Source organism: Acinetobacter sp. YH12097 (assembly GCF_013419225.1).
GTDB lineage: Bacteria > Pseudomonadota > Gammaproteobacteria > Pseudomonadales > Moraxellaceae > Acinetobacter > Acinetobacter amyesii.
Genome location: NZ_VPAN01000013.1, coordinates 50391 through 76905, shown reverse-complemented (window position 1 = coordinate 76905; position 26515 = coordinate 50391). Strand labels below are relative to the sequence as shown.

The following is a 26515-nucleotide window of genomic DNA, read 5'->3' as shown; positions in this document are numbered from 1 at the left end:
TTGTGCTGGCGACAATAGCAAGAGTGAACCACCTGATCCCTTCCCGAACTCAGAAGTGAAACCTCTTAGCGCTGATGGTAGTGTGGGGTTACCCATGTGAGAGTAAGTCATCGCCAGCTCATTATTCTAAACACCCCCTGATACGTCAGGGGGTGTTTTTTTATGCGGGGAAAAGAAAAAGAAGTAGTGAGAAAAAAAGAAAGAATTCATCATTCATTTCATGTGATTTATAAATTAAAGACTGAAAGGCGTATACTATCCGTGTCATTGTTGGAAAGCTCATGTCTGATTTAGCCTCAAATTCTCCTTATATTGAATATGGCACACGGCCATTTCTTGCCATTTTATTTTCTTTATTTTTAGCAGGCTTCGCAATTTTTTCATCGTTGTATTGTGTACAACCGATGATGCCCATCTTTGCGAATTTCTTTCATGTCAGTCCGACACATAGCAGCTTTCCTTTATCTTTTTCTACCATTGCCTTAGCGATTGGGCTGCTATTCACTGGTTTGATTTCAGATCGATTCGGTCGTAAGCCTGTGATGGTCACCGCTTTATTTTTGGCAGCGTCACTTTCAATCATTAGTTCTATATTTCCACTTTGGGAAATATTTTTATTGAATCGCGTGCTGATCGGATTAAGTGTTAGCGGTGTTGCTGCAGTTGCAATGACTTATATAGGTGAAGAAATTGAGCAAAAAGATATAGGCTTTGCAATGGGCCTGTATATTTCGGGTACCGCGATTGGAGGAATGGGTGGTCGTCTCATTGCCGGGGTATTGATTGATTATATTAGTTGGCAAAATGCCATGATGATTATTGGAATCATTAACCTATGTATAGCCACAGCATTCTTTTTATTACTTCCGGCATCTCAACATTTTCAAGCTTACCCCATTCGTTTCAACCGATTTTATGAATCTTTCGTTAAAAATTTAGCAGATCCAAAGCTGAGAATTTTATTCCTTCAAGGCTTTATCCTCATGGGATGTTTTGTCTCTATATTTAACTATATGAGCTACCACCTATTAGAAGAACCTTATCAACTTTCTCAAACTTGGATTGGGCTAATTTCCATAGCTTATTTGGCAGGAATATATAGTTCACCTCGGGCTGCAAGTTGGGGGAAACGCTTTGGGCGTGAAAAAGTTTTACCTGCAATGCTGATCATGATGTTGTTGGGGCTGTTGATTATGCTCATTCCGGCATTTTGGTCAGTCATTTTGGGGCTGATTGTATTCACCTTTGCTTTTTTTGCAGCGCATTCCACGGCAAGTAGTTGGGTATCAGTTCAATCCCTGCAATACCGTGCCGTAGGTTCATCTCTATATTTATTTTGCTACTACTTAGGTTCCAGTATTTTGGGTAGCAGTAGTGGTTTGGTTTGGGAGATGTCTGGTTGGATTGGGTTGACGAGCTTTATTGCTGTTATCTTGATGATCGGTTTATTTTTAGCAATACAATTGAATAAATTAAAATAGAAATATGTGAATAAGCTATTATTTAATATTCGTTTTACATCTATTTTTTAATATAAATAACACTATAAAAATGGCGGAATTTACTATTTTTATGATTATACAACTTTGGTCTAATATGCCTTTTAAAAGGTGCCTCATAATAATGAAACGCATCACAATATAATAAATAAAATATTTTTGGTTATCATTTTTAAAATTTATTATATTTTTAAGTCATTGATATTTAATGTTTATGTGTATTTTATGAATGTTTTTGCATTTATTTTAGTTGGAATTATAAATAGATCATCATTAGTTTTAAACTGAAGGTGATTATGAAAAATATAACTATTTTAATGATGGCTTTGGTTTTTATCTTAATTTCAGCTTGTGCAAATACCACGAATTTAGGGACAGCAGGCGCAGAGCGTAAACAGTTTTTTATCGTTCCTCAAAAGTTATTAACTAAACAGGCAGATAGAACCTATCAACAATTTATTCATCAGGCGAAAGACAAGAAACTTTTGATCATCGATCCGAAATTGGATCAAGTTTTAAATAAACTCAAGCAAAATGCGGAGTTTTACCGTCATGGTTCGAGTCAATGGGATTGGCAAGTCAGTGGGAATCTCAATAAAGATTTAAATGCACATGGTTTTCCAAGTGGGAAAATTGTCATTAATACGGGTTTGTACTGGAGTTTAAAGCTGACTGAAGATGAATTGGCATTTGTGATGGCGCATGAAATGGCACATGCATTGCGTGATCATCATCGTGAGAAGATTTCCTTGCTGTTTGCTAGTCAGGTGGCGATGATTTCTTCAACTGCGGGTATCGGCGCGCTTGCTACTGCGGCCAGTAGTGTGACTGGGCAAGCTGTTTTTTTGCCTAAAGTTTCAAAATTTGAACTGGAAGCAGATGTCCTTGCACTTGATCTGATGTCGAAAGCAGGTTTTGATCCAAATGCAGCATTGAGGTTTTGGCAGAAATATCAGCAGGAAACGACACGCCGTCAATTGCTTGATGTAAAACCATTGATGACTCAAGACAGTATGGATAAGCGTAAGATTTATATTGAAAAATATTTACCTGAAATGCACATTCAATTTCAACAGGCGCAGGCATTAATATTGAATAAAAATGCGATAACTCATGACACATTCTAGGTTGATTTAAACTAAAGCAAAGTTACAAATGATTTATTTAAATCTTGTTTTATAGTTGTGCTACAGCACTATTACATCTGAAGTCTATATAAAACAATTCAATGATTCTGTAGCTGTTGTATAAATTATAATCAAGCATGATGAATGGAATTCATGGTAAAATTATCGGCTTTCATCTTCTTTGATCTTTTTTCAGATCATTCCATCTGCCAGCCGAGAATTGCTAGCCATGTCTACTGCTTATACTATGCAGACTGCGCCAAAAGCGTTGTTTGATTACGACAAATATTGGGCGTCTTGTTTTGACCCTGCGCCATTTTTGCCGATGTCACGCGAAGAAATGGATCAACTCGGTTGGGATAGCTGCGACTTTATTTTGGTTTGCGGTGATGCGTATATCGATCATCCGTCATTCTGTTCAGGCATCATCGGTCGAACCCTTGAAGCGCAGGGTTTCCGTGTCGGGATTATTGCTCAGCCAGACTGGACCAATGTAGAAGCGTTCCGTGTATTGGGTAAACCGAATATTGCTTGGGGCGTAACAGCCGGCAATATGGATTCGATGATCAACCGCTATACGGCAGACCGTAAAATCCGTTCGGATGATGCGTATTCTCCAGATAATCAACCGAATAAACGTCCAGACCGTGCAGCAACGGTATATTGCCAGCGTGTGCGTGAAGCATATCCAGATGTGCCTGTATTATTGGGCGGTATTGAAGCCTCGCTGCGCCGTATTGCGCATTATGATTATTGGTCAGATAAAGTCCGCCGTTCAGTATTGATGGACTCGAAAGCCGACCTATTGATGTATGGTAATGGTGAACGTTCAATCACGGAAATCATGCATCGTTTGGCCCGCGGTGAAAAAATCCAAGAGATTACGGATGTCCGCGGTACCGCATTTATTGTGAATAAAAATAACCGGGCTTCAAAAGCGAAGTTTGTTGAAATCGCATCGAATGATGTTGATGCAATTGGCCGTGTCGATCCGATCATTAACCCTTATGTGATGACCGAAGACCTTGAAGGCTGTGAAATCGAAAAAGGCAAAGACAGCGTTACGCAATATCAAGGCTTCCAAAAAGAAGCGGTAGCAAATCCGATTGTTCGTGAAGGTGATAACTTAGACGCCGACACACAAATCGTGCAGCTGCAGCCTGCATCAAAAGCCATTAAGCATAAATTGCCGCCGCGTGAATTGGCGGTGATTCGTTTACCTGCCTATGAAGATGTGGCGAATGATCCTGTACTGTATGCACATGCCAACCGTATTTTGCATTTGGAAACCAATCCGGGCAATGCGCGCGCGATGGTGCAAAAGCATGGTGAGCGTGATGTTTGGCTGAATGCGCCGCCGATTCCATTGACAACAGAAGAAATGGATTATGTGTTTGACTTGCCGTATGCGCGTCTGCCGCATCCAGCTTATGGTGAAGCGCGTTTTCCTGCCTTTGACATGATTAAGTTCTCTGTGAACATTATGCGCGGCTGTTTTGGCGGCTGTACCTTCTGCTCAATTACAGAGCATGAAGGGCGTATCATCCAAAACCGTTCTGAAGAATCGATTTTGCGTGAAGTTGAAAAAATTCGTGATACCGCACCGGGCTTTACTGGGATCATTTCTGACTTAGGCGGCCCAACGGCCAATATGTACCGTTTGGCATGTAAAGATCCTGAGATTGAAAAGAACTGCCGTAAGCCGTCGTGTGTATTCCCTGGTGTGTGTCAAAACTTGCACACAGATCATGCACCTTTAACCCAGTTATACCGTAAAGCGCGTTCATTGCCGGGGATTAAAAAGATTCTGATCGGTTCTGGTTTACGCTATGACCTTGCGGTGTTAAACCCAGAATATGTCAAAGAATTGGTGACACACCATGTGGGCGGTTACCTGAAGATTGCGCCTGAACATACCGAAAAAGGTCCATTATCGAAGATGATGAAACCGGGGATCGGGACCTATGACCGTTTCAAACAAATGTTTGATCGTTTCAGTAAGGAAGCAGGGAAAGAGCAGTATCTCATTCCTTACTTTATTGCAGCGCATCCGGGTACGACTGACTATGACATGATGAACTTAGCGATTTGGCTGAAGAAGAATGGGTTCCGTGCCGATCAGGTGCAAACCTTCTATCCATCACCAATGGCGACTGCGACGACCATGTACTACACTGGTAAAAACCCGCTGGCTAAAGTGGCGCGTTATACCGAAAATGTCGATATCGTGAAAGGTGAAAAACGCCGTCGTTTGCATAAAGCCTTCTTACGTTACCATGATCCAAACAACTGGCCATTGCTACGTGAAGCGCTCAAAGAAATGGGACGTCAGGATCTGATTGGTAACTCAAAACAGCATTTGATTCCGACGTATCAACCGGCTGGCAGTGCTGAGGGTCAATACCAATCTGCACGTAAAAAGAACTCAAGTATTGCGGGTGATTCACAAAAACGTACAGGCGAGCAAGGCAATCGGACGAAGGCTGCTCAATCGCGTCCTTCAAATACCAAGAAACGTCCTGAACGCGGTCAAATTTTGACGCAGCATACCGGTCTGCCACCGCGTGAAACGGGTGATGCAAAAAAACCTTTTGGCGGTCCGAAACCCAAAGGAAAATCAAAGTCTAAATCACGCGCTTAAAATAGTTAAATAAAAAAGACACTTCGGTGTCTTTTTTTATAGATGTTATGCTCGGCAGCATCAGACAGTTTGCATTTTTATATGTTGTTACAAGCTCAATGCTGTCTGTGCGTTGGTTATCTTAATGAAATACGAGCAAAAATTGACAGCTTATCGGAATTGTCTGACAGTGAGAGGAAATGCACTTGCTGTCGTTTTAGCGAATGATCTAAAGTATCCGTATATAGCAATGGATGCTATTACTCTGAACGAAGTGGCATGTGATGTTTGACGCTTTAAGTTTGCAACTTTTTGTCAGTTTAAATACGTATTGTGTGAAAGTTAGAGTTATTTTTTTTAATAGGAAATTAAAAAAATAATACTGGTTGTATACTTCGTCTTCATAAGAAGTATGTCAAAAACCCAAAATATAAGAAATATAAAGGATTATGAGATGACTATATACATAGTAATAGGGAGTATTTTACTCTTCTGTGTGCTCATAATGGCTTGGAAAAGTTTAGAAGGTGATTCTAAGCAACAAGATAGCGCATTGAAACAACGTGCTATTTTCAACATTAATGAGCAATTAACCTACACGCGTTTAAAAGAAATTTTGCCTAAGCATACGATCCTTGCGCATGTATCTTTTGATGCACTGTTGACCACGAAATATTATCGTACGCGGAACAAGTATCGAAATATGGTGGCGGACTTTGTCGTCCTAGATGAACAGCACCAGATCTTAGCGATCGTCGCTTTAGATGATCCAATGGTGCTAAAACGGATGCAGCAGTCGCAATATCAAGATGCTTTGCTCGCTTTGGCAGGCTATCGTGTCATTCGTTATGATGATGTACCTGAGTACGTTCAATTACGCGAAGACTTCTTAAATGAGCAGCGTGTACAAGCGCCATTTGTACCGGTTAATGATTTGAAAAAATATCATTTATATTCAGATTTGGAACGTAAAAAGATCAAAATTATTGGATCTTAAGGATTCAAAGAGCCAAGTCTTTTTCAAAAAGCATGTCTTTAGACATGCTTTTTTTATTGTTATTCAGGCTTAATGGTTATTCAGGCTTAACGGCTACGACAGTTAATTCTATCCGTACACGCGGGTCGTATAATTTGGCTTCGACACAAGTTCTGGGTAATGCTTCAATGTCTGACACCCATGCATCCCATACTTCATTAAATGCGGCATAATCCTGTTCAATATCTTTAAGATAAATGGTCACTGACATAATTTGGCTTTTATCTGTGCCGGCATCTGCAAGGAATTGATCAATGATCTCAAATGTTTGCTGTGTTTGTCCTTTGATGTCTAAATCAAGGTCTGTTGCCAATTGACCTGCCAAATGGACCAATTGGCCTGAAATAGCGATTTCGGAAAAGCGTTTTGAAACATGCAGGCGTTGGATGGTCATGCGGAATATCCTGAAAGCAAAAAGGTCACTTAATCTTGAGTTTTAGGCATTGTAGCTGCAACCAAGGCCGTCAATAAACAGCCAACAGCAAGGTAGATTGCTACATAATGCCATGAACCATCACCCCAAATCACCAAAGCTGCTGCAATCATTGGGGTAAAGCCACCACCGATAATACTGGCCACTTGATAGCCGACACCTGCGCCACTGTAGCGATAGGTGGTACCAAACAGGGAGGTGAAAATCGGCTGGTGTACACTCACCACCATATCATGGGCAATATTGGCAAGGAAAATTGCACCGACAATAATTAGCCAAGTATTTTGTGCATCAAGGGCCATGAAGAAGGGAAAAGCTGAAAGCGCACCAATCAATCCACCCAGCACGCACATTTTACGATGATCAAATCGATCTGCTAGCCACGCAAAGAGGGGAATGCTGAAGCAGCTAATTGCACCAACCATTAAGGTGATATTGAGGAAGAACTGTTTGTCCATGCCCAATTGAGCGGTGGAATAATTCAGTGCAAAGTTCGTCACCAAATACATGGTGAGTAACTCGGTCAGGCGCAGCGCAATAATGTAGAAAAAGGCTTTGGGGTGTTGGCTAATCGCTTGCAGAATCGGTAATTTTTGTAGCGTTTGTTGAGCTTTGACCACATGGTCGACAAATTCTTGTGATTCGTCTTGATCACGTCGAATCCACATCGCGATAGCCAGCAAGATAATACTGGCAATAAAGGGAATTCGCCATGCCCAATCAGCAAAAGCATCTTCACCCAAAGTGGCAATAATCAACGACACAGCGCCTGTTGCAAGAACAAGTCCGACGCCATAGCCAATTTGTACACCACTGCTGTAAAAGGCTTTTTTGCCTTTCGGGGCATTTTCCACGGCCATCAGAGCAGCGCCGCCCCATTCACCACCGACCGCAAAACCCTGTATTGCTCGAAGTGTCACAAGCAGGATCGGGGCCCACCAACCGATGGCCGAAAAATTGGGCAGTAAACCAATGCCGACAGTAGAAATGCCCATCAGGATGACGGTGAGCACCAACATTTTCTTACGACCCAGCTTGTCACCAAAATGTCCAAACACAATGCCGCCTAATGGACGGAACAGGAAGCCGACGCCAAATGTGGCTAAAGCAGCAAGCGTGCCCATATTGTTGCCAATACTAGGGAAAAACTGATCTTTGAAAATGAGTGCGGCAACAATGCCATAAAGTAAAAAGTCGTACCAATCGACTACGGCACCAATGAAGCTACTTAATGCGGCTTTACGAGCGCGTTGTTCTTGATTTTGTGAAATATTTTGAGGATTTGGAGCGGATTTTACAGAAGGCATACAGCGGGGTATTCCATGATTGACAACAGAGTTGCCCTGTAATATTCGGATTTGATCGTCACGCCAATCACAGGACAGCATGCTGAAAGTAAAGGTGATTTTCAGCATCTCAGCGCATACACGGATAATGTAGTGCGCTGATAGAGTACTCTAATTTTAGGCTTTGTGAATAGCTAATTGCTTTAATTTTGTTCTTCTGCCTAAATCTTAAGCAAATATGATCTTCTTGAAGTTTTTAGAGCAGCGAAAGTTGTGCTTCTTGGTTTTGCGCACTTAATTGATAGACCCCTACGCCAATCAGGCGAAATTGATCTTCCTCAGAAATATGCATTTCATGCAGTAATTGCTGTAACACCTGCGCAAGGTCTTCACGATGATTCAGTGACGTTTTAAAACTCTTACTGTGCTGTAGCACTTGGAAATTCTTCAGTTTTAATTTGGCCGATACACCACGTGCGCTTAACTGCTTTTTTTCTAAACTAGACCAAACTTGGTCAATCAGTTTGGGCCAATAGGGCCGACATTGGCTCAGGGTGAGATCATCATCAAAAGTGGTTTCTTTGGAAATCTGTTGACGCTCGCGGCTAGATTGGACCGGTCGTTCATCAATCCCTTGTGCATACAGATAGAGTTGTCGGCCATATTTACCGAAATGATGAATCAGAACGGCTTCTTCAATTTGTTGTAAATCACCCAATGTATTGAGTTGCATGGCTTTTAATTTTTCTTGAGTGACTTTTCCCACGCCAGGAATTTTTTTCAGTGCCAAGTCATGGATGAAATGCAGAACTTGTGAAGGTTTGATAATACAAATGCCATTGGGTTTGTTCCAATCAGAAGCGACTTTAGCCAAAAATTTGTTGGGCGCGACACCTGCGGAGGCAGTTAAACCAGTGCTTTGTAAAATCTCTGCCTGAATTCGCATAGCGACTTCGGTGGCGCTCGGGATGTGTTGTAAATTTTCTGTGACGTCCAAATAAGCTTCGTCTAAAGACAGCGGTTCAATCAGCGACGTATAGCGTTGTAAAATGGCATGAATTTGTGCCGAAACGGCACGATATTTTTCAAAATTAGGTTCAATCACCACGACCTGTGGGCAGAGTTTACGGGCCTGTGCCATCGACATTGCAGAGCGTAAACCAAACTCACGTGCAGGATAGGACGCGGCACAGATGACTGCACGAGGGTGATGTGAAGACACAACAACAGGAAGCTGCTTGAGTTCTGGACGTTCCCGCAGCTCTACTGATGCAAAAAATGCATCCATGTCGATATGTATGATTTTCCTCATGCCTAGTTAGATCAGTGCCTAAAAATTGAATGTCAGTATCGCACAGTCAATCCAACGCTTTCCTCAATTTTTTAACTCGAACGACACAGGTTGACTGAGTAAAACCACCTTGGTGTTTTGAGTTGCTGCCGACTGTATTAATAGATTTAGGCTTTGAGGGGTGTCATCGGCAAAGCGGGGCAAAAATTCGAGCTCTGGATTCAGTGGTTTGAAAAAATTATCCCAATGAATTGGAATCACGGTACTGGGTTGAAGAATCGCTAAGGTTTCTTTGAAATATTGCTGTTGAAACGCTGCCGTTTGCTTGGAAAGTTGGGCAATGCCTAAAAATAAAGTATCGACTTTTAGTTTTTGCAACTGTTTGGGCACAGCACCAGTACTGGCTTTGACTAAACTGTAATGCGGCCCATGTTGGATGAGATAATCATACGATCCACCTTCTTTAAACGCACTAAAATGTGCAGGGAGTTGCAGTGGCTGCGAAATTTCTTCTCCCAAATCATCATTAACGGCCGTTGGCGGTGTATGTTGCGAGGGGATGGCAGTAATGGTGAATTTACCGATTTGCATCGGTTGCCAAGCTTGAACTTCGTGTAATTGTGATTCAGCGATTGGCATCGCCCGTGCGATATTTAAGGTACTTTTAGAGCCGATAATTATGGCCTTGGGGAGTTGGTGGGCCAACATTGGAATATCGAGCGCATGATCATAATGCGAATGAGTCACGAAAATAGCACGAGTGCGTTTTAAGTCGTATTGGTCGATATAGCTATGTAATAAAGGCTGATCACTTTGGATTTGAGTAAATACGGTCCGACTGAGTGAAGGTCGACTAAAGAAGCCGTCTATGAGAATTTGCTCTTGGCCATCGTCAAAAAGTAAGGTGGAAACGCCAAAGAATTTGACGTGATAGGGCGCCGCTGAGCGAGTATCTGTAGTGCTTTGTGTGGGAAGTTGATAATGCCACGTTTTAAACGCTGCCAAGGTCCCTGAAGGTTGGATCAAATATGCCAATATCCCGATGGCGAGGATCATAAAGACTGAAAATATAATAAGAAAAATTTTTAAAATACGCATCCTGCGACTCAGTTTTCATGGATTATTTTGTTCGATGTTGTCCTGAGTCGGTGAATAAATCAACGGGGTTTGATCGGGGAAACGCCATTTTTGTCTAAAAAATCAGTCCATGCCTTGGCATCACCTGAAAATACATTTAAATCGACGCTGGTCGAGATGCCTTGAATTTGTCCTTGATTGGTATGTTGCCAAATCAGCCATTTCGGATTGTTTTTTAGATCGGGCGGGCCTTTATATTCACGGACCCACAGCGGCGTCTGTTTAAACTCGCCAGCTAAAACAATATTATAAAAAGACTTCGAGGTATAAAAAATCGGTTGTTTGCCATAATGGCGGTGCAAGCGATCATGCATATAAGTGATTTCTTTGAGTAACTGCTCTTTGCTGTAGGTGTTAATGCAGTTGGTGTCATATTCCAAATCAATCACGGGAGGAAGGGCATCGGCTTTTTTCGGCACGGAAGCAATAAAATTTTCTGCTTGAATCTTGCCATCACGGCACAAACGGTAAAAATGATAGGCCCCAACTAAAAAGCCATTTTCCCGCGCTTGTAACCAGTTATCTTGAAATTTTCGATCTTTAAAATCACCACCTTCCGTGGCTTTGAGATAAACGAATTGGTATTTTTTAGGTGAAATTTTTGACCATTGAATATCTTTTTGATGATGAGAAACATCAAAGCCTTTGACGGGATATTCTTCTGCAGATGCAAGGCGATGCGGCATCACAGCTAAATAACCCACTCCTGCCACTACCATGACGCCGCTGATAGCGCTAAGTGCAATAATCGGGCTGTATTTTTTGAATGAACTTTTTGTGGTACGTGATTTGGCTTTTTTAGGCATGAAAATGTATCCAAGTGTCCTTTTTATCATAACCCTTTAATGGCTGATCTGTCATAGATTTGCCCGATGACACAGGTTTAGACATCCACATGTTTAGGAATCTGCCAAAAAATCGCTGCGGTAATCAGGTTAATGCAGCCGAGTAAAATCAAGGTGCTATGGAATGCTGTTCCGATTTGTGCAGCACCATAATAGGCCGTAAACACGTTGACTAAAGTCCCTGCCAAAGCCACACCGATACTCATCGACACCATCATAATCATCGACAAGAAACTGTTGCCACTGCTGGCATCTTGCTGAGGTAAATCTTTGAGGGTTAAGGTATTCATCGAAACGAATTGCAGCGAGTTTAAAATACCAAAAATAAAAAAGTGTAAGGCACGTAACCAAGTGGGGGTTTCAGCCGTAGAGAGTGCAAAACTGCAAATACAGGCGCCGACCAAGAAGGTATTTACCAATAACACTTTACGATAGCCAAAGCGTTGAATAATTTGACGAATAATCGGTTTGGATGCCAATGAACCGAGTACCGTCGGTATCATCAATAAACCTGTGATGAACGGCTCAAAGCCAAAAGCCACTTGTAGCATTAAGGGAATCAAAAATGGCATGGCATTGCCGCCAAGGCGGGCAAAGAAGTTGCCGATAATACCGATGGCATAGATCCGATTTTGAAATAATTTACTGCGAAACAGCGCATTGGCGTGGGTATGTGCATGAAAGGCATAGATCAAACTGGCGATGATCCCCGCAGCGACTAATAGCAGGCTCCACCATAGCGGCAGATGCGGGCTAGCAAAGTTTTCAATGCCTAACGATAAACCCACCATGGCGATGACCAATAAGAAAAAACCCATAAAGTCGAAGCGTTGTACGCTCGGTTCGGTCACATTGGGCATGGCTTTAAAGGTAATAAGTACTCCTAACAGTCCCATTGGAATGTTTATTAAAAAGATCCAATGCCATGTTGCGACTTCCACCATCCAACCGCCAAGGGTAGGACCAATTAAGGGGCCCATTAAACCAGCAAGGCTCATCAGACTCATAGCCGATAAAAACTGTGTCCGAGGAATCACTTTGAGCATCGCCAAACGCCCAACAGGCAGCAGTAATGCGCCACCTATACCTTGAATTACCCGATAAACCAGCAGCTCATTCAGGCTATTGGCCATGCCGCAGCCTAGCGATGCTAACGTAAAAATAATAATGGCTGTGAAATACGTATTTCGTACACCAAAACGATCGGCCAACCAACCACTTAAAGGAATACACGCCGCAACGGACAAGACATAGGCCACGACCACACTATGCATTTGTAGCGGGTCTTCGCCCAAACTTCTTGCCATCGCTGGGATTGCTGTATTGACGATGGTCGTATCCAGCCCTTGCATAAAAAAGCCAATAGAGACCAATAGCACAAGAAGTCTAAATTCGGGTTGTAAAGCCTGATGCGTTGGCGTGCTATTCATAAGTCAATAAAGCTGAGATTTTTAAACAGTTTAAATGAATATTGGCATTCGGATGTAGTAAAAGCTTTGCATAATTGAGCCAAAAAATTGCAAGAAAAATGCAATGAAAGTTTCATCTCTATGCAACCTAATGTTTATAAATTGGTCATATTTTAATAAAAGACGAATGAAAACATGAAACTACAAATTTCGGCGCTGATGTGTGCCATGTTATCAGTGGGGCTAGTGGCGTGTAATGACAGCAATGATGATGCTCAAGTGCAAACACCCCCTCCAGTGATTGAAGAAGTCACGCCAAACACTATCGCGTTGGAGCAGATTGGGCGTTATGAATCGGGTATTTTTGGCGCGAGTGCAGCAGAAATACCTGCCTATGATGCTCAAAGTCAGCGCGTATTTGTGGTCAATGCCAAAGCTGGTGTGGTTGATGTACTAGATTTGAAACAGCCAGCACAGCCTACATATTTACAATCCTTAGATGCTAAAAAATATTTGGCCGACTCTGAGGTGAATAGCGTTGCTGTACACAATGGCATCGTGGCACTCGCGGTGCAAGCGGCCGATAAAACGCAGCCGGGCATCGTGGCCTTTTTTAAAGCACAAGATTTAAGTTTTATTAGTCAGGTCGAGGTTGGGGCTTTGCCAGACATGCTGACCTTTAGCCCAGATGGCAAAAAAGTATTGGTTGCCAATGAAGGCGAACCGAATGAAGGTTATGCAGTCGACCCTGAAGGTTCAGTCAGTATTATTGATCTAACTCAGATTGAAAAGCCAACGGCGAAATTGGTGGATTTCCGTGCGTGGAATACACGAAAACAAGAGCTAATCGATGCGGGCGTTCGCATTTTTGGACCCGACACCGCACAGTATGCCGATGTGAAAACGCAAGGTGTACAAACCACGAGTGTGGCTCAAGACTTAGAGCCAGAGTACATCGCGGTGAGCCAAGATGGTCAAACGGCATGGGTGAGCTTACAAGAGAACAATGCGATTGCCGTGCTCGATCTAGTGAAAGCGGAATTTATCGATATTTTTCCGATGGGTTATAAAGATCACAGCTTGCCTGAAAATGCACTTGATGGCAGTGATCGTGATTGTGTGATTGGTGCGACAGACAGCTTAGGTCGTCAGGTCGAGAGCTGTGCAAAAGATGCAGGGATGATCAATATTCAGGCATGGCCTGGGCTGTATGGTATGTATATGCCTGATGCCATTGCACATTATCAAGCGGATGGAAAAAGTTATTTGGTCACCGCCAATGAAGGTGATGCCCGAGAGTGGTTAAAAGACGAAACGCAGTATTTTACTAGCGATGATTTAAGCCAAGGTTATGCTGAAGAAATTCGAGTTAAGCATTTGTTTAAAAAAGCCGGCTTTGATGCAAAAGGGGATTATGCAGCCCATTTACGACATCTAGTACCTGGTGTCGTTGGTGCAAAGCTCGACCCGAGTGTCTTTAAACCTTGTACCACCACAGCATCGACAGAAATTTGTGCGGATAACTTAATCAAAGATGCACAGATTGGCCGTTTAACCATCAGTTGGACACAAGGTTTTAAACGTGATGCTGCCGGAAAACCTGTATTGGAAGACGGTAAGTTGGTTTATGACAAACTGTACAGCTATGGTGGGCGCTCGTTCAGCATCATCGATCCAATCAGTCGAAAAATTGTTTGGGATTCTGGCAGTGAGTTTGAACGCAAAATTGCTGAATTGTTCCCAGCCCAATTTAATAGTAATCATGAAGCCTTTAAATTTGATGACCGCAGTGACAATAAAGGCCCAGAGCCTGAAGGCATCACACTGGGTAAAATTGGCCAAAAAACCTATGCTTTTATCGGACTAGAGCGGGCTAGCGGGATCATGGTGTATGACATCACACAGCCGCAACAGGCGAAATTTGTTCAGTATTTTAATACACGGGATATTGCGCAAACCGATATAACTAAGCAGGGCGATTTAGGGCCTGAAGGTCTGATTTTTATTGCGGCCAAAGATTCGCCCAATGCTCAACCTTTGTTGGTGGTTGGAAATGAAGTGAGCGGTAGCACTGCGGTTTATCAGATTAAATTGAAATAATTAAAGTTTAAAGCATTTGTTTTATTTGAGGTTTTTATTTTAGTGTCGAGAAAAGCACGGCACGAAATTGTATGAACGCCAGATAAACTGTCATAATGCGCTCAAGTCCTTCATTTATTGGAGGGCTTTTTCTTTATGGCAAAGGTGTTTTGTTTTCATGACAATCGAAATTCTGATGGTCATAGGCTTCTGTCTCGCGGCCTATTCTATTGTCGGTAATGATGTGCCACAGACATTGGGAACCTTTATTTCATCCAATGCGCATCGCCCTTGGTGGCTGTTGTGGATCTATGTCAGCAGTATTCTAGCCATTGTATTGGTTTATGGTTGGTACAGTTCTGGCGTGGGGGATGCATCTTATGGTCGTTTAGAAACGATTCCATTTCCCGCAGAAGGGGTCACGTGGCTCTATATTGTGCCACCGATCTTACTGATCATTTTGACTCGCTACGGAATCCCGGTCAGCACCACATTCTTAGTGTTAACGATTTTCTCTCCGAGTAGTCTCGGGTCGATGTTAACCAAGTCCATGATGGGTTATGCGGTAGCTTTTGTTGTCGCAATTATTGTTTATCGTTTTGTGATTAAAGGCATCTCGGTTTATTTCAGTAAAACACGTGATGAAACACCCTCGAATATTTGGGTGGGACTACAGTGGGTTTCGACGGCATTTTTATGGAGTCAGTGGCTGATTCAGGATTTGGCCAATATTTTTGTCTACGTCCCTCGTCAGGTGCCGCTGGAGTTCCTGATTTTTGCAATTGTGGTGTTTATCGTACTACTTGGGATCATTTTGTACCAACGTGGTGGGGCGATTCAGGGCATTATCGACACCAAAACGGGTGTGGCTGATATTCGCTCGGCAACCATTATTGACTTTATGTATGCCTTGATTTTATTGGTGTTCAAAGAGTGGAGTAATATTCCAATGAGTACCACTTGGGTGTTCTTGGGCTTACTCGCAGGACGTGAATTTGCCATGTCCATGCATTTACATGAAGTGAATAAATATCGAACTTCACGAAATGTCAGCAAAGATGCGATGAAATTGATGCTTGGTTTGTTGATGAGTATTTTCTTAGCGACAACATTGCCATGGTTCTATCGTGTGGTGTCGGGTTAAGTCGGCACGATCTCGATTTGAATTAGGAAATCGAGCAATAAAAAAAGGGGAATAATTTATTCCCCTTTTTGACATCTAAAATACAGTTAAACCACGAAATTTTTCGGGCAATCTAAATTTTTCAGTGCACTAAAGATCTGCTTCGAAGAATTACATACGATCAGTTTGGCACGATGCTGCGGCGGCAAGAAACCTTCAGCGACCGCATGGTCTAATTGTGCAATCAGTGCATCATAGAAGCCATTGACGTTATAAAGCATCATCGGCTTTTGGTGTTGATTCAACTGTCCCCAAGTGGCGATTTCTAAAATTTCTTCGAATGTGCCGAGACCACCGGGCAGGGCAACAAAGGCACTGGCACGTTCTGCCATCATGGCTTTACGCTCATGCATATTGCGCACGACGTGTAATTCAGTCAAATGATTATGTGCAATTTCATAATCCAACATAAACTCAGGAATCACACCAACGGCTTCGCCGCCATGTTCGACCACAGCGTCAGCGACTTGACCCATCAGGCCAATACTGGCGCCACCATAGACCAGACCAAAACCATGTTCAGCCAAGCCTTGCGCCAATGCGATGGCTTTTTCTTGATAAATTGGATTGTTCCCAGAGCGGGAGCCGCAATACAGTGCGATTAAAGGTTGTGTTGTAGCAGGAGAAGGATTACCACGTTTTTCTGTCATTTTTAATCCGCTATTCATTACGTTTTAATTTTACCTTAGCATGTTATTTTTTATGACACTACATTGGCAGCTAAATATGACAATTTAATGTCATCACTGGGTTTAAATTCTTCCATACTGAGATTGTACTTTGGTAAAAAAGGGTGAATTTTTACCTTAACTTGCTATACTTAAAACTTCATTTCAAGCTAAAGAACCGTCATGGGTAGTGGTTGTTGTCACTCAGCACACATCAAAATATTAGAAAGAACGCCATTAAAAGCGTTTGCGCATGTCCAATGCATTTCGTCTTCAAATCAGCATGATCTACGTGTGAATAACATTCAGGAGATACAACCATGATCTTTGAATGGATATCCGATCCTTCTGCATGGGTGGGTTTATTAACACTGGTGGTGCTTGAGATTGTTTTAGGTATCGATAACCTGGTTTTTATTGCGATTCTTGCGGAAAAATTACCGCCAGAACAGCGTAATACCGCACGGATTGTCGGCTTATTGCTTGCACTGTGTATGCGATTGGTCTTACTGGCCTCAATTGCATGGGTGGTGACTCTAACCAATCCACTGTTCCATATTTTCGACCATCCATTCTCCGGTCGAGACCTAATCTTACTGTTTGGTGGGGTGTTCTTGCTATTTAAAGGCACCATGGAACTGCGTGAACGTCTTGAAAACAAGCCGATGCTCAAGGAAGAAAATCCTGTGCATGCGACGTTTTGGATGGTGATTGTGCAGATTGTGGTGCTCGATGCTGTGTTCTCGCTCGACAGCGTGATTACCGCTGTCGGGATGGTGAAACACCTGTCAGTCATGATGATTGCGGTCATTATTGCTGTCGGCATCATGCTGTGGGCATCTAAGCCTCTGATGAACTTCGTGAACCGTCATCCAACGGTAGTGATTCTGTGCCTGTGTTTCTTGATGATGATCGGTTTCTCGCTCTTAGTCGAAGGCTTTGGTTTCCATATTCCAAAAGGCTACTTATATGCAGCCATTGGTTTCTCCGTACTGATTGAGTTTTTGAACCAAACCATGCGTCATAATCAGGAAAAAATGGTGACAACCACAGACTTACGTTATCGCACAGCCTCAGCGGTGATGCGTATGCTTGGTGGGAGAAATGTTGCAGACAATCAAAATGAAAATGAAGATGTGCTTGCAACACGTGCCTTTGCCGATGAAGTCTTTGATGAAGACAACGGGGTTTACCACAGTGTCATGGTACAAGGGGTACTGGGTTTATCTGAACGTCCAGTGAAGTCAGTGATGACACCTCGTCCTGAACTAGAATGGATTGACTTGGATGAAGCGCCTGAGGCGATTCGTGCTCAATTACTCAGTACCACGCATTCACGTTTGATTGTGGCACACGGCGAGTTAGACAATATCGCGGGTGCGGTACTGACTCATAAAGTCATGAATGACTATATTGAAACAGGCGTACTTGATTTTGAAAAGCATCTCCGTGAGCCTGTAGTGGTGCATGAAAATGCACAAGTCTTGATGGTGATGGAACAACTGCGTCAAGCGCCGTTGCAAATGGCCTTGGTGTTGAACGAATACGGTTCAATTGAAGGGATTGCAACACCAATTGATGTCTTAGAAGCGATTGCTGGTGAGTTTCCCGATGAAGATGAACCGGAGACAGCAGCAGAAAGTCTCGATGATGGTTCATTGTTACTCGATGGCTCAACTGACATTCGTCATGTGTCTTTATTGTTGGGTCGTGACTTGGTGGATGATGCTGAACAGTATTCGACATTGTCCGGATATATCTTATTTCATTTGGGCCGTTTACCAGCCAATGGTGAAAAATTCAAAGCGGATGAACACATCTTTGAAGTGGTCACAATGGATGGTCATAAGATCGAAAAAGTGCATGTCATTCCCATGCCAACTGAAGATTAAGCTGAGGCCAAGAGAACATTCAGCTTAATCTATATAGATCAGTATTGATTCATATACTGCTGATGAAAATTGTGTGGAAAGATCCGTTAAAATAGCCTGCATTGTCAGGCTATTTTTTATGGAAACAAATATGTCACAAGTCCAGTGTCCGTGTGGCAAAGGTGAATATGGTAGCTGTTGTCAGCCCTTACATACGGGGCGTGAAAATGCACAAACTGCAGAGCAATTGATGCGATCACGTTATAGTGCATTTGCACAACATGAGATTGATTATATTGTACAAACAACTGCAATTGGACAGCAGCAAGCCTTGGATGTGAGTGCCATTGCAGCGTGGAGTCAGGTCAATCAATGGTTAAAACTTGAGGTGGTACAGGCTCAAGAAAAGCTCGATAAAAATCATGCTCAAGTTGAATTTAAAGCCCATTATCACGATGGGCAGCAAGCGCAGGTACATCATGAAATTTCACACTTTGTGAAGTTCGAGCAGCGCTGGTATTTCCTTGATCCGACCACAGAGATGAAAATCACCATGAAGCAACCCTGTATTTGTGGTTCTGGACGAAAATTTAAACAATGTTGTGCGCAATTTTTATAACATTTGAGCAGATTTAGCTTAGAATAGCGCGCATCTCAACCCTCAGTGGAAGAAGGGCGATGTTACTTACCGTTATTTATATTATCGCAATCACGGCAGAAGCAATGACAGGTGCATTGTCTGCGGGTCGGCGGAGTATGGACTGGTTTGGGGTAACATTGATTGCCTGTGTCACGGCACTGGGGGGCGGTTCGGTTCGTGATGTGCTACTTGGGCACTATCCACTGACGTGGGTTAAGCATCCTGAATATCTAATGCTGACCTGCTTTGCTGCATTTGTCACCATCCTGATTGCAAAGTGGATGCGTCATCTTCGTAATATCTTCTTGGTTCTCGATGCCCTTGGTCTCATTGGTTTTACCATTATTGGCTGTCAAATCGCTTTAGAAATGGGACATGGTTTTGTCGTTTCTGCGGTAGCAGGGGTGTTAACTGGGGTCTCTGGCGGTATTTTACGAGACATTCTATGTAACGATGTCCCGCTGGTGTTCCGTCGTGAACTTTATGCCAGTATTTCTTTTGTGTCCGTGATTTGTTATTGGCTCTGTATTGAGATTGGCTTATCGCTAGAATTAACCGTCATTGCGACGCTCATTTTCGGTTTCACCTTACGTCTGATCGCCATTTACTTTGGCTTAGAAATGCCTAAATTTATTTATAAAGATGATGATGATCAGTCAGTATCTTCAAAAGATTTGTCGTAGCCGCGTTGCTATAACATCACATTAAAATGCTAAAAAGACGGATCAATGGTCGGTCTTTTGCATGGATCTATACTAAAAAACGCAAAATCATACATCCTGTTGGGAAAGCAGTGTTCATCCTTCCACCAGTTCAGAGATCTTGTTATGGACTTAGTCTCACGTATACAACGCTTACCCATCGGTAAGTTTCACTACACTTTACTTTGGGTTATTGGCCTTGGCTGGATGTTTGATGCCATGGATACGGGGCTCATTTCCTTTATCTTAGCGAAAATGGCTGAAGATTGGGCTATGACGCCAAATGATAAAAGTTGGGTGGTCTCGATTGGTTTTGTTGGGATGGCGATTGGCGCGGTGTTTTCTGGAGGACTGGCAGATCGCTTCGGCCGAAAAACAGTGTTTGCATGGACATTGGTGATTTATAGCTTAGCCACCGCTGCATGTGCGTTTGCACCTAATCTAACTTGGTTATTGGTATTTCGTTTTATTGTCGGCTTAGGTTTAGGGGGGCAACTCCCTGTCGCGGTGACTTTGGTCAGTGAATATATTCCGGCGCAAGTGCGTGGCCGTTTTATTGTCTTACTAGAAAGTTTTTGGGGACTAGGCTGGTTGGTTGCTGCATTGGTCTCACGCTTTATTATTCCTGATTTTGGTTGGCATGCAGCGTTTCTAATTGGCGGTATTCCTGCATTATATGCAATCGTGATTTGGAAAATGGTGCCCGAATCGGTGCCTTATTTAATCAACCGTGGACGTTTTGATGAAGCACACGCATTGGTGAAAAAGATTGAAGCCAAATGTGGTGTGCAAGTTGTTGAAATTTTTGAGGTCAAACCGGTTGCAGAAAAGCACAACATCAGTTTTTCACAGCTTTGGTCAGGCATTTTTGCACGTCGTACTTTAATGCTTTGGCTCATTTGGTTCGGTATCGTTTTTTCTTACTACGGTATTTTTACGTGGTTACCAAGTTTATTGGTCAAAGAAGGCTACACCATTGTTCAATCCTTTGAATATGTCTTGGTCATGATTTTGGCACAATTGCCAGGTTATATTGCAGCGGCATGGTTGGTCGAAAAATTGGGTCGTAAAGCTACTTTGGCTGGCTTCATTGGGATGTGTGCCATTTCGGCATATTTCTTCGGTCAGTCTGGCAGTGTGACAGAGATTGTGATTTGGGGCTGTTTAATGTCTTTCTTTAATCTCGGTGCTTGGGGCGTACTTTATACCTATACACCAGAACAATATCCGGCCAATATTCGTGCCTTTGGTTCGGGCTGGGCGGGTGCCATTGGTCGGATCGGGGGCATTGCAGCACCTTTTGCCGTGACACATATGATGGATATGGATCATGGTTTTAGCTATGTCTTTATGATGTTTACTGCAGTCTTAATTGCAGTTGCCGTGGTGATTTTGGTTTTAGGTGAAGAAACCAAGGGCAAAACTTTAGAATCCATCGGTCTATAAAGACTGTTGAATTTTTAGTTGATCATGGTGAATAAAATGGATATTTTTACGCCATAAGACACAATTTGTCGCAGAGTGTTAGATCATCCCCTTGTATAGGGGACACCTGCGACATAGCATAAGAACCCAATAAAGAACGAACAATTTAGGATTACAGGTTGTTATGACAAGCCTTGCGCATCATGCGACAGAAAACCGTTCCGTAGCAGAATTTACCGAACAAGCATATCTCAACTACGCCATGTACGTGATTATGGATCGTGCATTGCCACATATCAGTGATGGTTTAAAACCCGTTCAGCGTCGTATTGTCTATGCGATGAGCGAACTCGGGCTAAAGCCAACGGGTAAGCCAAAAAAATCTGCACGTACGGTTGGTGATGTACTGGGTAAATACCATCCTCACGGTGACTTTGCTTGTTATGAAGCCATGGTGCTTATGGCGCAGCCGTTTAGTTATCGCTATCCATTTATTGAAGGTCAGGGAAACTGGGGTTCACCAGATGATCCGAAATCCTTCGCTGCTATGCGTTATACCGAAGCGAAACTGTCTGCGTATAGTGATTTATTGCTGTCAGAATTAGGACAAGGGACTTGTGATTGGCAGGATAACTTTGATGGTTCGATGAAAGAGCCCGTGAATTTACCTGCACGTGTTCCGAATATTTTACTCAACGGCACAACGGGTATTGCTGTGGGTATGGCAACCGATATTCCACCGCATAATTTACGTGAAGTGGTGAAGGGTACCATCGCCTTAATTCGCAATCCAAACTTAACCGATGAGAAAGTCGCAGAATATATTCCTGCACCTGATTTGCCGACACGTGCGGAAATTATTACCTCTCCAGAAGAATTACTCAAAATACAAACCACGGGTCGCGGTAGTTATCGAACTCGTGCGGTGTACAGCATTGAGAAAAATGAAATCGTGATTACGGAGCTGCCGTATCAGGTTTCAGGTTCAAAAGTGATCACGCAGATTGCAGATCAAATGCAGGCGAAGAAGTTGCCATTGGTCACGGATTTACGTGATGAGTCAGATCATAAAAACCCAACACGTTTAGTGATTGTCCTGCGCTCGAATCGTATTGATGCTGAATCGGTGATGAGTCATCTATTTGCAACCACTGACTTAGAGTCGAGCTATCGTGTCAATATGAACATGATTGGCGCTGACGGTCGTCCGCAAGTGAAATCGATCCGCCGTATTTTGTTGGAATGGATCGAAATCCGTAAGAATACCGTGACACGTCGTTTGACTTATCATCTGAATAAAATTGAAAAACGGTTACATATACTTGCAGGCTTGATCATTGCCTATCTGAATATTGATGAAGTAATTCGTATTATTCGTGAAGAAGATCAGCCTAAACCGGTGTTAATGACGCATTTTAATATCGATGAAATTCAAGCCGAAGCGATTTTAGAACTCAAGTTACGTCATTTGGCAAAACTTGAAGAAATGGAAATGCGCCGTGAACAAGAAGAATTGGAAGCCAAAGCTGCCATTATTCGTGAACAATTGGCGAATCCTGAATCATTAAAAGCCTTGATCATTAATGAACTTAAAGAAGATGCGAAGAAATTTGGTGATGACCGCCGTTCTCCAATTGTGAAACGTGCAGAAGCCCATGCGATTAATGAACAAGATATGCTTCCTGCAGATCCTGTGACTGTGGTGTTGTCTGAAGCGGGTTGGATTCGCTCGGCGAAAGGTCATGAAGTCGATGCTGAGAACTTAAATTTCCGTGCAGGTGACCAATATCTCAGCCATGCGCAAGGTAAATCGAATCAACGTGTTTATGTATTAGATGATGCCGGTCGTAGCTATGCTTTGGGCATCAATACCTTGCCATCTGCGCGTGGTTTAGGTGAGCCTCTGAGTTCTAAGCTTGCACCTGCAAGTGGTGTTGGCTTTAAACAAGTGTTTATTGCTGAAGATGAAACAGAAGTCTTGGCAATGAGCAGTAAAGGCTATGGCTTTAAAATCCAAGCGAAAAATCTCGATACCAATGCCAAAGCGGGTAAAGCCTTCCTTAGCTTGTCTGAAGGGGCGGCGGTTATGAATTTAACGGCAATTGAGAATGCAACACATCTTGCACTCCTCAGTTCTGCGGGGCGTTTGCTGTTGGTTGAGCTTGATGAATTACCAGTCCTGAATAAGGGTAAAGGTAATAAATTGATACAACTTGAGGCAAAAGATCAAATTGTATCCATGACAACTTTGAATTTAGATGAAATAATTCAAGTGCTTGCAGGTAATCAACAATTAAAGCTTAAAGGCGACGATCTGCAAAAATATGTGGGCAAACGCGCATCGAAAGGCGTGTTGTTACCACGTGGATATCAAAAAGCAAATAAACTGTTCATTCAAAGATAATACTAGCATCCATGGAACGAAATACGTTATATATGCTGTTATTCGTGAAATGGATGCAATATTAAGCACAAACAAGTTAAATAATGACCGCTTAATATTGAAAAAAAACAGTTGGATTATTAAGGATTACGACAGGAGAATTGGGCGTTATGGAAAAGATTTGGTTCGCTGAATACCAAAAGACAGGGATTCCAGAAACTGTAGAATTACCCGCAGAAAATACCTCATTGGTCGATATTTTTGAGCGTAATTTCCAGAAGTTTGGCTCAAGAGATGCCTTTATCTTTATGGATAAAGTCTTAACTTTTAAAGAACTTGATGAAGCTAGCCGTAAATTTGCAACTTATTTGCAAAGCTTAGGTTTGGCTAAAGGTTCACGCGTTGCAGTCATGATGCCGAACGTTCTTCAATATCCTGTTGTCGCATTGGGTGTATTCCGTGCTGGCTTGGTATTGGTCAACGTGAATCCACTGTATACCTCTCGTGAACTTGAGCATCAATTGAATGACTCTGGAACAGAAGCTCTTGTCATCATTGAAAACTTTGCATCTGTTTACCAAGCGATTATTGGTAAAACCCCAGTAAAACACGTGATCGTGGCATCTGTGGGTGACATGCTTGGTACGCTGAAAGGTACATTGGTTAACTTTGTATTACGTTCAGTACGTAAACAAATTCCAGCTTGGAACATTCCAGGTCATATTCGCTTTAATGCAGCAATGTCTAAAGTGAGTGCCAACAATTACAAACGTCCAAACTTAACTTTAAGTGATACTGCAGTACTTCAGTATACCGGTGGTACAACTGGCGTATCTAAAGGCGCAGAGTTGACCCATCGTAACCTTGTGTCAAACATGTTGCAGTGTGATGGTATTTTCCAAAGTAAATTTGGTCAGCAAGATGGTCAGCCAGATGATCGTATCTTCTGTGCGTTACCGCTGTATCACATCTTTGCATTTATGGTGTGTGCACTTTACGGTATGTACAAAGGTCAGGCGAACGTATTGATTCCTAACCCGCGTGATCTACCTGCGGTAATGAAAGAATTACGTAAATACCAACCTTCATTCTTCCCAGCAGTGAACACATTGTTCAATGCTTTGGTGAACAATGAAGAGTTCAAGCAACTTGACCACAGCAAGCTAAAAATGGCGATGGGTGGTGGTATGGCAGTACTTCCTTCGACTGCAGAAGCGTGGAAGAAAGTTACAGGTACCAATATTATCGAAGGTTATGGTTTATCAGAAACTTCACCTGTTGCAACCGCAAACCCTCCAGCATCAATGGAATTCAGCGGTACGATTGGTATTCCATTGCCACTGACTGAAGTTGCTATTTTAGATGATGATGGCAATGAAGTTGCTCAAGGTGAGCAAGGTGAAATTTCGATTCGTGGTCCTCAAGTCATGAAAGGCTATTGGAACCGTCCAGATGAAACTGCCAAAGTAATGACGGCGGACGGCTTCTTCCGTACAGGTGACATTGGTGTCATGGATCCACGCGGTTATGTGAAGATTGTAGACCGTAAAAAAGACATGATTTTGGTGTCTGGCTTCAACGTTTATCCTTCTGAAATTGAAGAAGTTGTTGCAAAACATCCAAAAGTACTAGAAGTTGCTGCGATTGGTGTTCCTGATGAAAAATCAGGTGAAGTACCTAAATTATTCGTTGTGAAAAAAGATCCATCTTTAACGACTGAAGAAGTTTTGGCATTCGCAAAAGAAAACTTAACTGGCTATAAACGCCCACGTTATGTTGAATTTATGGATGAATTACCAAAATCGAATGTTGGTAAGATTCTACGTAAAGATTTGCGTAAAACTGCATAATACGATGCATAAAAAAAGCGCCTTCGGGCGCTTTTTATTATCGCTTTAAATTTAGATCATTAAAGCTTACCTTTATTCATCGACCAGCGATCAAAGTAGCGACGTCCTACACCAAAGACACCTAAGAAAATAAACATCGCGCCGAACTGACGACTAAAGCCGGATTGGTTATAGTTGCCATAGGTCAGGATATTGTCGACTAAACAATATAGGGCAATGACAATGACCCAATGCCAAAGGGGAAGTTGCTTGATGGAAACTGCATAGAATGCAATCCACATGATGACAAAGCTGAAAACAGTCGACCAGACATTTAAGTTGGCGCAGATCACAGCAAGTAAAAATGCAGTCACAGGAATGACGATTTTTAAGGCACGATCGACGCGAAGCTGATGGCGTTTTTGCTCTTCAAGAACTTCAAATAATTGATCTTGATCAGAAGTACTCATAGAGGATCCTTTCATCTGCCGATTATAAAAACACTATATTTAACAAAAATTATTCACGAAATGCCATGGTATTATAGCAGCCATAAAATTTTCCTGAGAAAAAACACATGCACAGCATCAGTGGGATCATCTATCTCATTTTGGCCGCTTGTTTACTGCCATATGTATTTACATTTATTGCGAAGCGAGCTGCAGGTTTTAAGTCGAGTGATAATCAAAATCCACGTGAAGTTTTAGCGCGCTCTACAGGATTGGCGAGCCGCGCACATGCAGTGCAGCAAAATAGTTTTGAAAGTTTACCTTTATTTATTGCGGCTATTCTAATGGCTGAATACATGGTGATTCATCAACAATACATCATGACCTTTGGGATTGCCTATCTTGTTTTACGCGTCATTTATGGGCTATGTTATTTAGCCAATTGGGCAACTTTACGTTCAATCATTTGGACCTTGTCGATGTTATGCCCGATTTGCCTGATGTTATTGGTCATTAAATTAAGCTAAATGTTCTGCTTGATGATTAAATTATCAGCATGATCGCTAAAATCACAAAAAAAGCGATAAAACCGTTATAATTGTGC

21 protein-coding genes and 1 rRNA gene are annotated in these 26515 nt (G+C 42.5%); 14 read left to right on the top strand and 8 right to left on the bottom strand.

The window, feature by feature from the left end; translation table 11 throughout:
* Positions 1 to 4: 4 nt before the first annotated feature.
* The 5 genes from rrf to FTU37_RS07895 all read left to right on the top strand — a co-directional run bounded on the left by rrf (position 5) and on the right by FTU37_RS07895 (position 6243).
* Positions 5 to 119 (top strand): 5S ribosomal RNA (gene rrf / locus FTU37_RS07915).
* A gap of 162 nt (positions 120 to 281) precedes the next feature.
* Positions 282 to 1481, top strand: a complete 1200-nt coding sequence (locus FTU37_RS07910) for an MFS transporter (protein ID WP_180124129.1) — start codon at positions 282 to 284, stop codon at positions 1479 to 1481.
* Positions 1482 to 1795: 314 nt separating this feature from the next.
* On the top strand, positions 1796 to 2626 hold the full coding sequence (locus FTU37_RS07905) for a M48 family metallopeptidase (protein WP_180124128.1): 831 nt from the start codon (positions 1796 to 1798) through the stop codon (positions 2624 to 2626).
* A gap of 229 nt (positions 2627 to 2855) precedes the next feature.
* Complete coding sequence (locus FTU37_RS07900) at positions 2856 to 5267, top strand: YgiQ family radical SAM protein (RefSeq protein WP_180026509.1); 2412 nt, start codon at positions 2856 to 2858, stop codon at positions 5265 to 5267.
* Between the two features lie 433 nt (positions 5268 to 5700).
* On the top strand, positions 5701 to 6243 hold the full coding sequence (locus FTU37_RS07895; RefSeq protein WP_078189487.1) for a DUF2726 domain-containing protein: 543 nt from the start codon (positions 5701 to 5703) through the stop codon (positions 6241 to 6243).
* A 76-nt stretch (positions 6244 to 6319) separates the two neighbouring features.
* Here the strand turns inward: FTU37_RS07895 and FTU37_RS07890 are convergent, their stop codons facing one another.
* From FTU37_RS07890 to mdtD, 6 genes are all read right to left on the bottom strand, one after another.
* Positions 6320 to 6676, bottom strand: a complete 357-nt coding sequence (locus tag FTU37_RS07890; RefSeq protein WP_180124127.1) for a RidA family protein — start codon at positions 6674 to 6676, stop codon at positions 6320 to 6322.
* A gap of 29 nt (positions 6677 to 6705) precedes the next feature.
* The gene (gene shiA, locus FTU37_RS07885) at positions 6706 to 8022 is read right to left on the bottom strand and encodes a shikimate transporter (protein ID WP_180124130.1); all 1317 of its coding nucleotides are present in this window, start codon (positions 8020 to 8022) and stop codon (positions 6706 to 6708) included.
* Positions 8023 to 8257: 235 nt separating this feature from the next.
* Positions 8258 to 9313, bottom strand: coding sequence for a DNA polymerase IV (gene dinB, locus FTU37_RS07880; RefSeq protein ID WP_180124126.1), 1056 nt, complete (start codon positions 9311 to 9313; stop codon positions 8258 to 8260).
* 63 nt (positions 9314 to 9376) lie between these two features.
* Positions 9377 to 10390 (bottom strand): MBL fold metallo-hydrolase, encoded by a 1014-nt coding sequence (locus FTU37_RS07875; protein ID WP_180059108.1) that lies wholly within the window; start codon positions 10388 to 10390, stop codon positions 9377 to 9379.
* Positions 10391 to 10449: 59 nt separating this feature from the next.
* Positions 10450 to 11235 carry a GH25 family lysozyme gene (locus FTU37_RS07870; RefSeq protein WP_180124125.1) on the bottom strand — a complete coding sequence of 262 codons (786 nt, stop codon included), beginning with the start codon at positions 11233 to 11235 and terminating at the stop codon, positions 10450 to 10452.
* Between the two features lie 77 nt (positions 11236 to 11312).
* Positions 11313 to 12704 (bottom strand): multidrug transporter subunit MdtD, encoded by a 1392-nt coding sequence (gene mdtD / locus FTU37_RS07865; protein ID WP_180124124.1) that lies wholly within the window; start codon positions 12702 to 12704, stop codon positions 11313 to 11315.
* Positions 12705 to 12878: 174 nt separating this feature from the next.
* Between mdtD and FTU37_RS07860 the strand changes: the two genes are divergently transcribed.
* Entirely contained in the window at positions 12879 to 14783 is a 1905-nt protein-coding gene (locus tag FTU37_RS07860) for a choice-of-anchor I family protein (protein WP_180124123.1), read from the top strand.
* Between the two features lie 157 nt (positions 14784 to 14940).
* Positions 14941 to 15906: a hypothetical protein gene (locus FTU37_RS07855; RefSeq protein ID WP_078189479.1), complete on the top strand. Its 966-nt coding sequence runs from the start codon at positions 14941 to 14943 to the stop codon at positions 15904 to 15906.
* A gap of 86 nt (positions 15907 to 15992) precedes the next feature.
* On the opposite strand, the gene FTU37_RS07850 is transcribed toward FTU37_RS07855, so the two are convergent.
* A complete protein-coding gene (locus tag FTU37_RS07850; protein WP_218954649.1) occupies positions 15993 to 16613 on the bottom strand; it encodes a TIGR00730 family Rossman fold protein in 621 nt (206 codons plus the stop codon).
* A gap of 320 nt (positions 16614 to 16933) precedes the next feature.
* Here FTU37_RS07850 and FTU37_RS07845 point away from each other — a divergent pair, with 320 nt between their 5' ends.
* The 6 genes from FTU37_RS07845 (at position 16934) to FTU37_RS07820 (ending at position 25483) form a co-directional block, all read left to right on the top strand.
* The gene (locus FTU37_RS07845) at positions 16934 to 18505 is read left to right on the top strand and encodes a TerC family protein (RefSeq protein WP_180124121.1); all 1572 of its coding nucleotides are present in this window, start codon (positions 16934 to 16936) and stop codon (positions 18503 to 18505) included.
* Between the two features lie 130 nt (positions 18506 to 18635).
* The gene (locus FTU37_RS07840; protein ID WP_180008094.1) at positions 18636 to 19103 is read left to right on the top strand and encodes a YchJ family protein; all 468 of its coding nucleotides are present in this window, start codon (positions 18636 to 18638) and stop codon (positions 19101 to 19103) included.
* Between the two features lie 59 nt (positions 19104 to 19162).
* Positions 19163 to 19807: a trimeric intracellular cation channel family protein gene (locus FTU37_RS07835; RefSeq protein ID WP_078189475.1), complete on the top strand. Its 645-nt coding sequence runs from the start codon at positions 19163 to 19165 to the stop codon at positions 19805 to 19807.
* A gap of 144 nt (positions 19808 to 19951) precedes the next feature.
* Positions 19952 to 21271, top strand: coding sequence for an MFS transporter (locus FTU37_RS07830; protein WP_180005205.1), 1320 nt, complete (start codon positions 19952 to 19954; stop codon positions 21269 to 21271).
* 163 nt (positions 21272 to 21434) lie between these two features.
* Positions 21435 to 23654 carry a DNA topoisomerase IV subunit A gene (parC, locus tag FTU37_RS07825; protein ID WP_180124120.1) on the top strand — a complete coding sequence of 740 codons (2220 nt, stop codon included), beginning with the start codon at positions 21435 to 21437 and terminating at the stop codon, positions 23652 to 23654.
* A 149-nt stretch (positions 23655 to 23803) separates the two neighbouring features.
* Positions 23804 to 25483, top strand: coding sequence for a long-chain-fatty-acid--CoA ligase (locus FTU37_RS07820; RefSeq protein ID WP_180008091.1), 1680 nt, complete (start codon positions 23804 to 23806; stop codon positions 25481 to 25483).
* 59 nt (positions 25484 to 25542) lie between these two features.
* Here the strand turns inward: FTU37_RS07820 and FTU37_RS07815 are convergent, their stop codons facing one another.
* Positions 25543 to 25932: a hypothetical protein gene (locus FTU37_RS07815; RefSeq protein WP_180117108.1), complete on the bottom strand. Its 390-nt coding sequence runs from the start codon at positions 25930 to 25932 to the stop codon at positions 25543 to 25545.
* 107 nt (positions 25933 to 26039) lie between these two features.
* Between FTU37_RS07815 and FTU37_RS07810 the strand changes: the two genes are divergently transcribed.
* Positions 26040 to 26438, top strand: a complete 399-nt coding sequence (locus tag FTU37_RS07810; protein WP_078189470.1) for an MAPEG family protein — start codon at positions 26040 to 26042, stop codon at positions 26436 to 26438.
* Positions 26439 to 26515 lie beyond the last annotated feature (77 nt).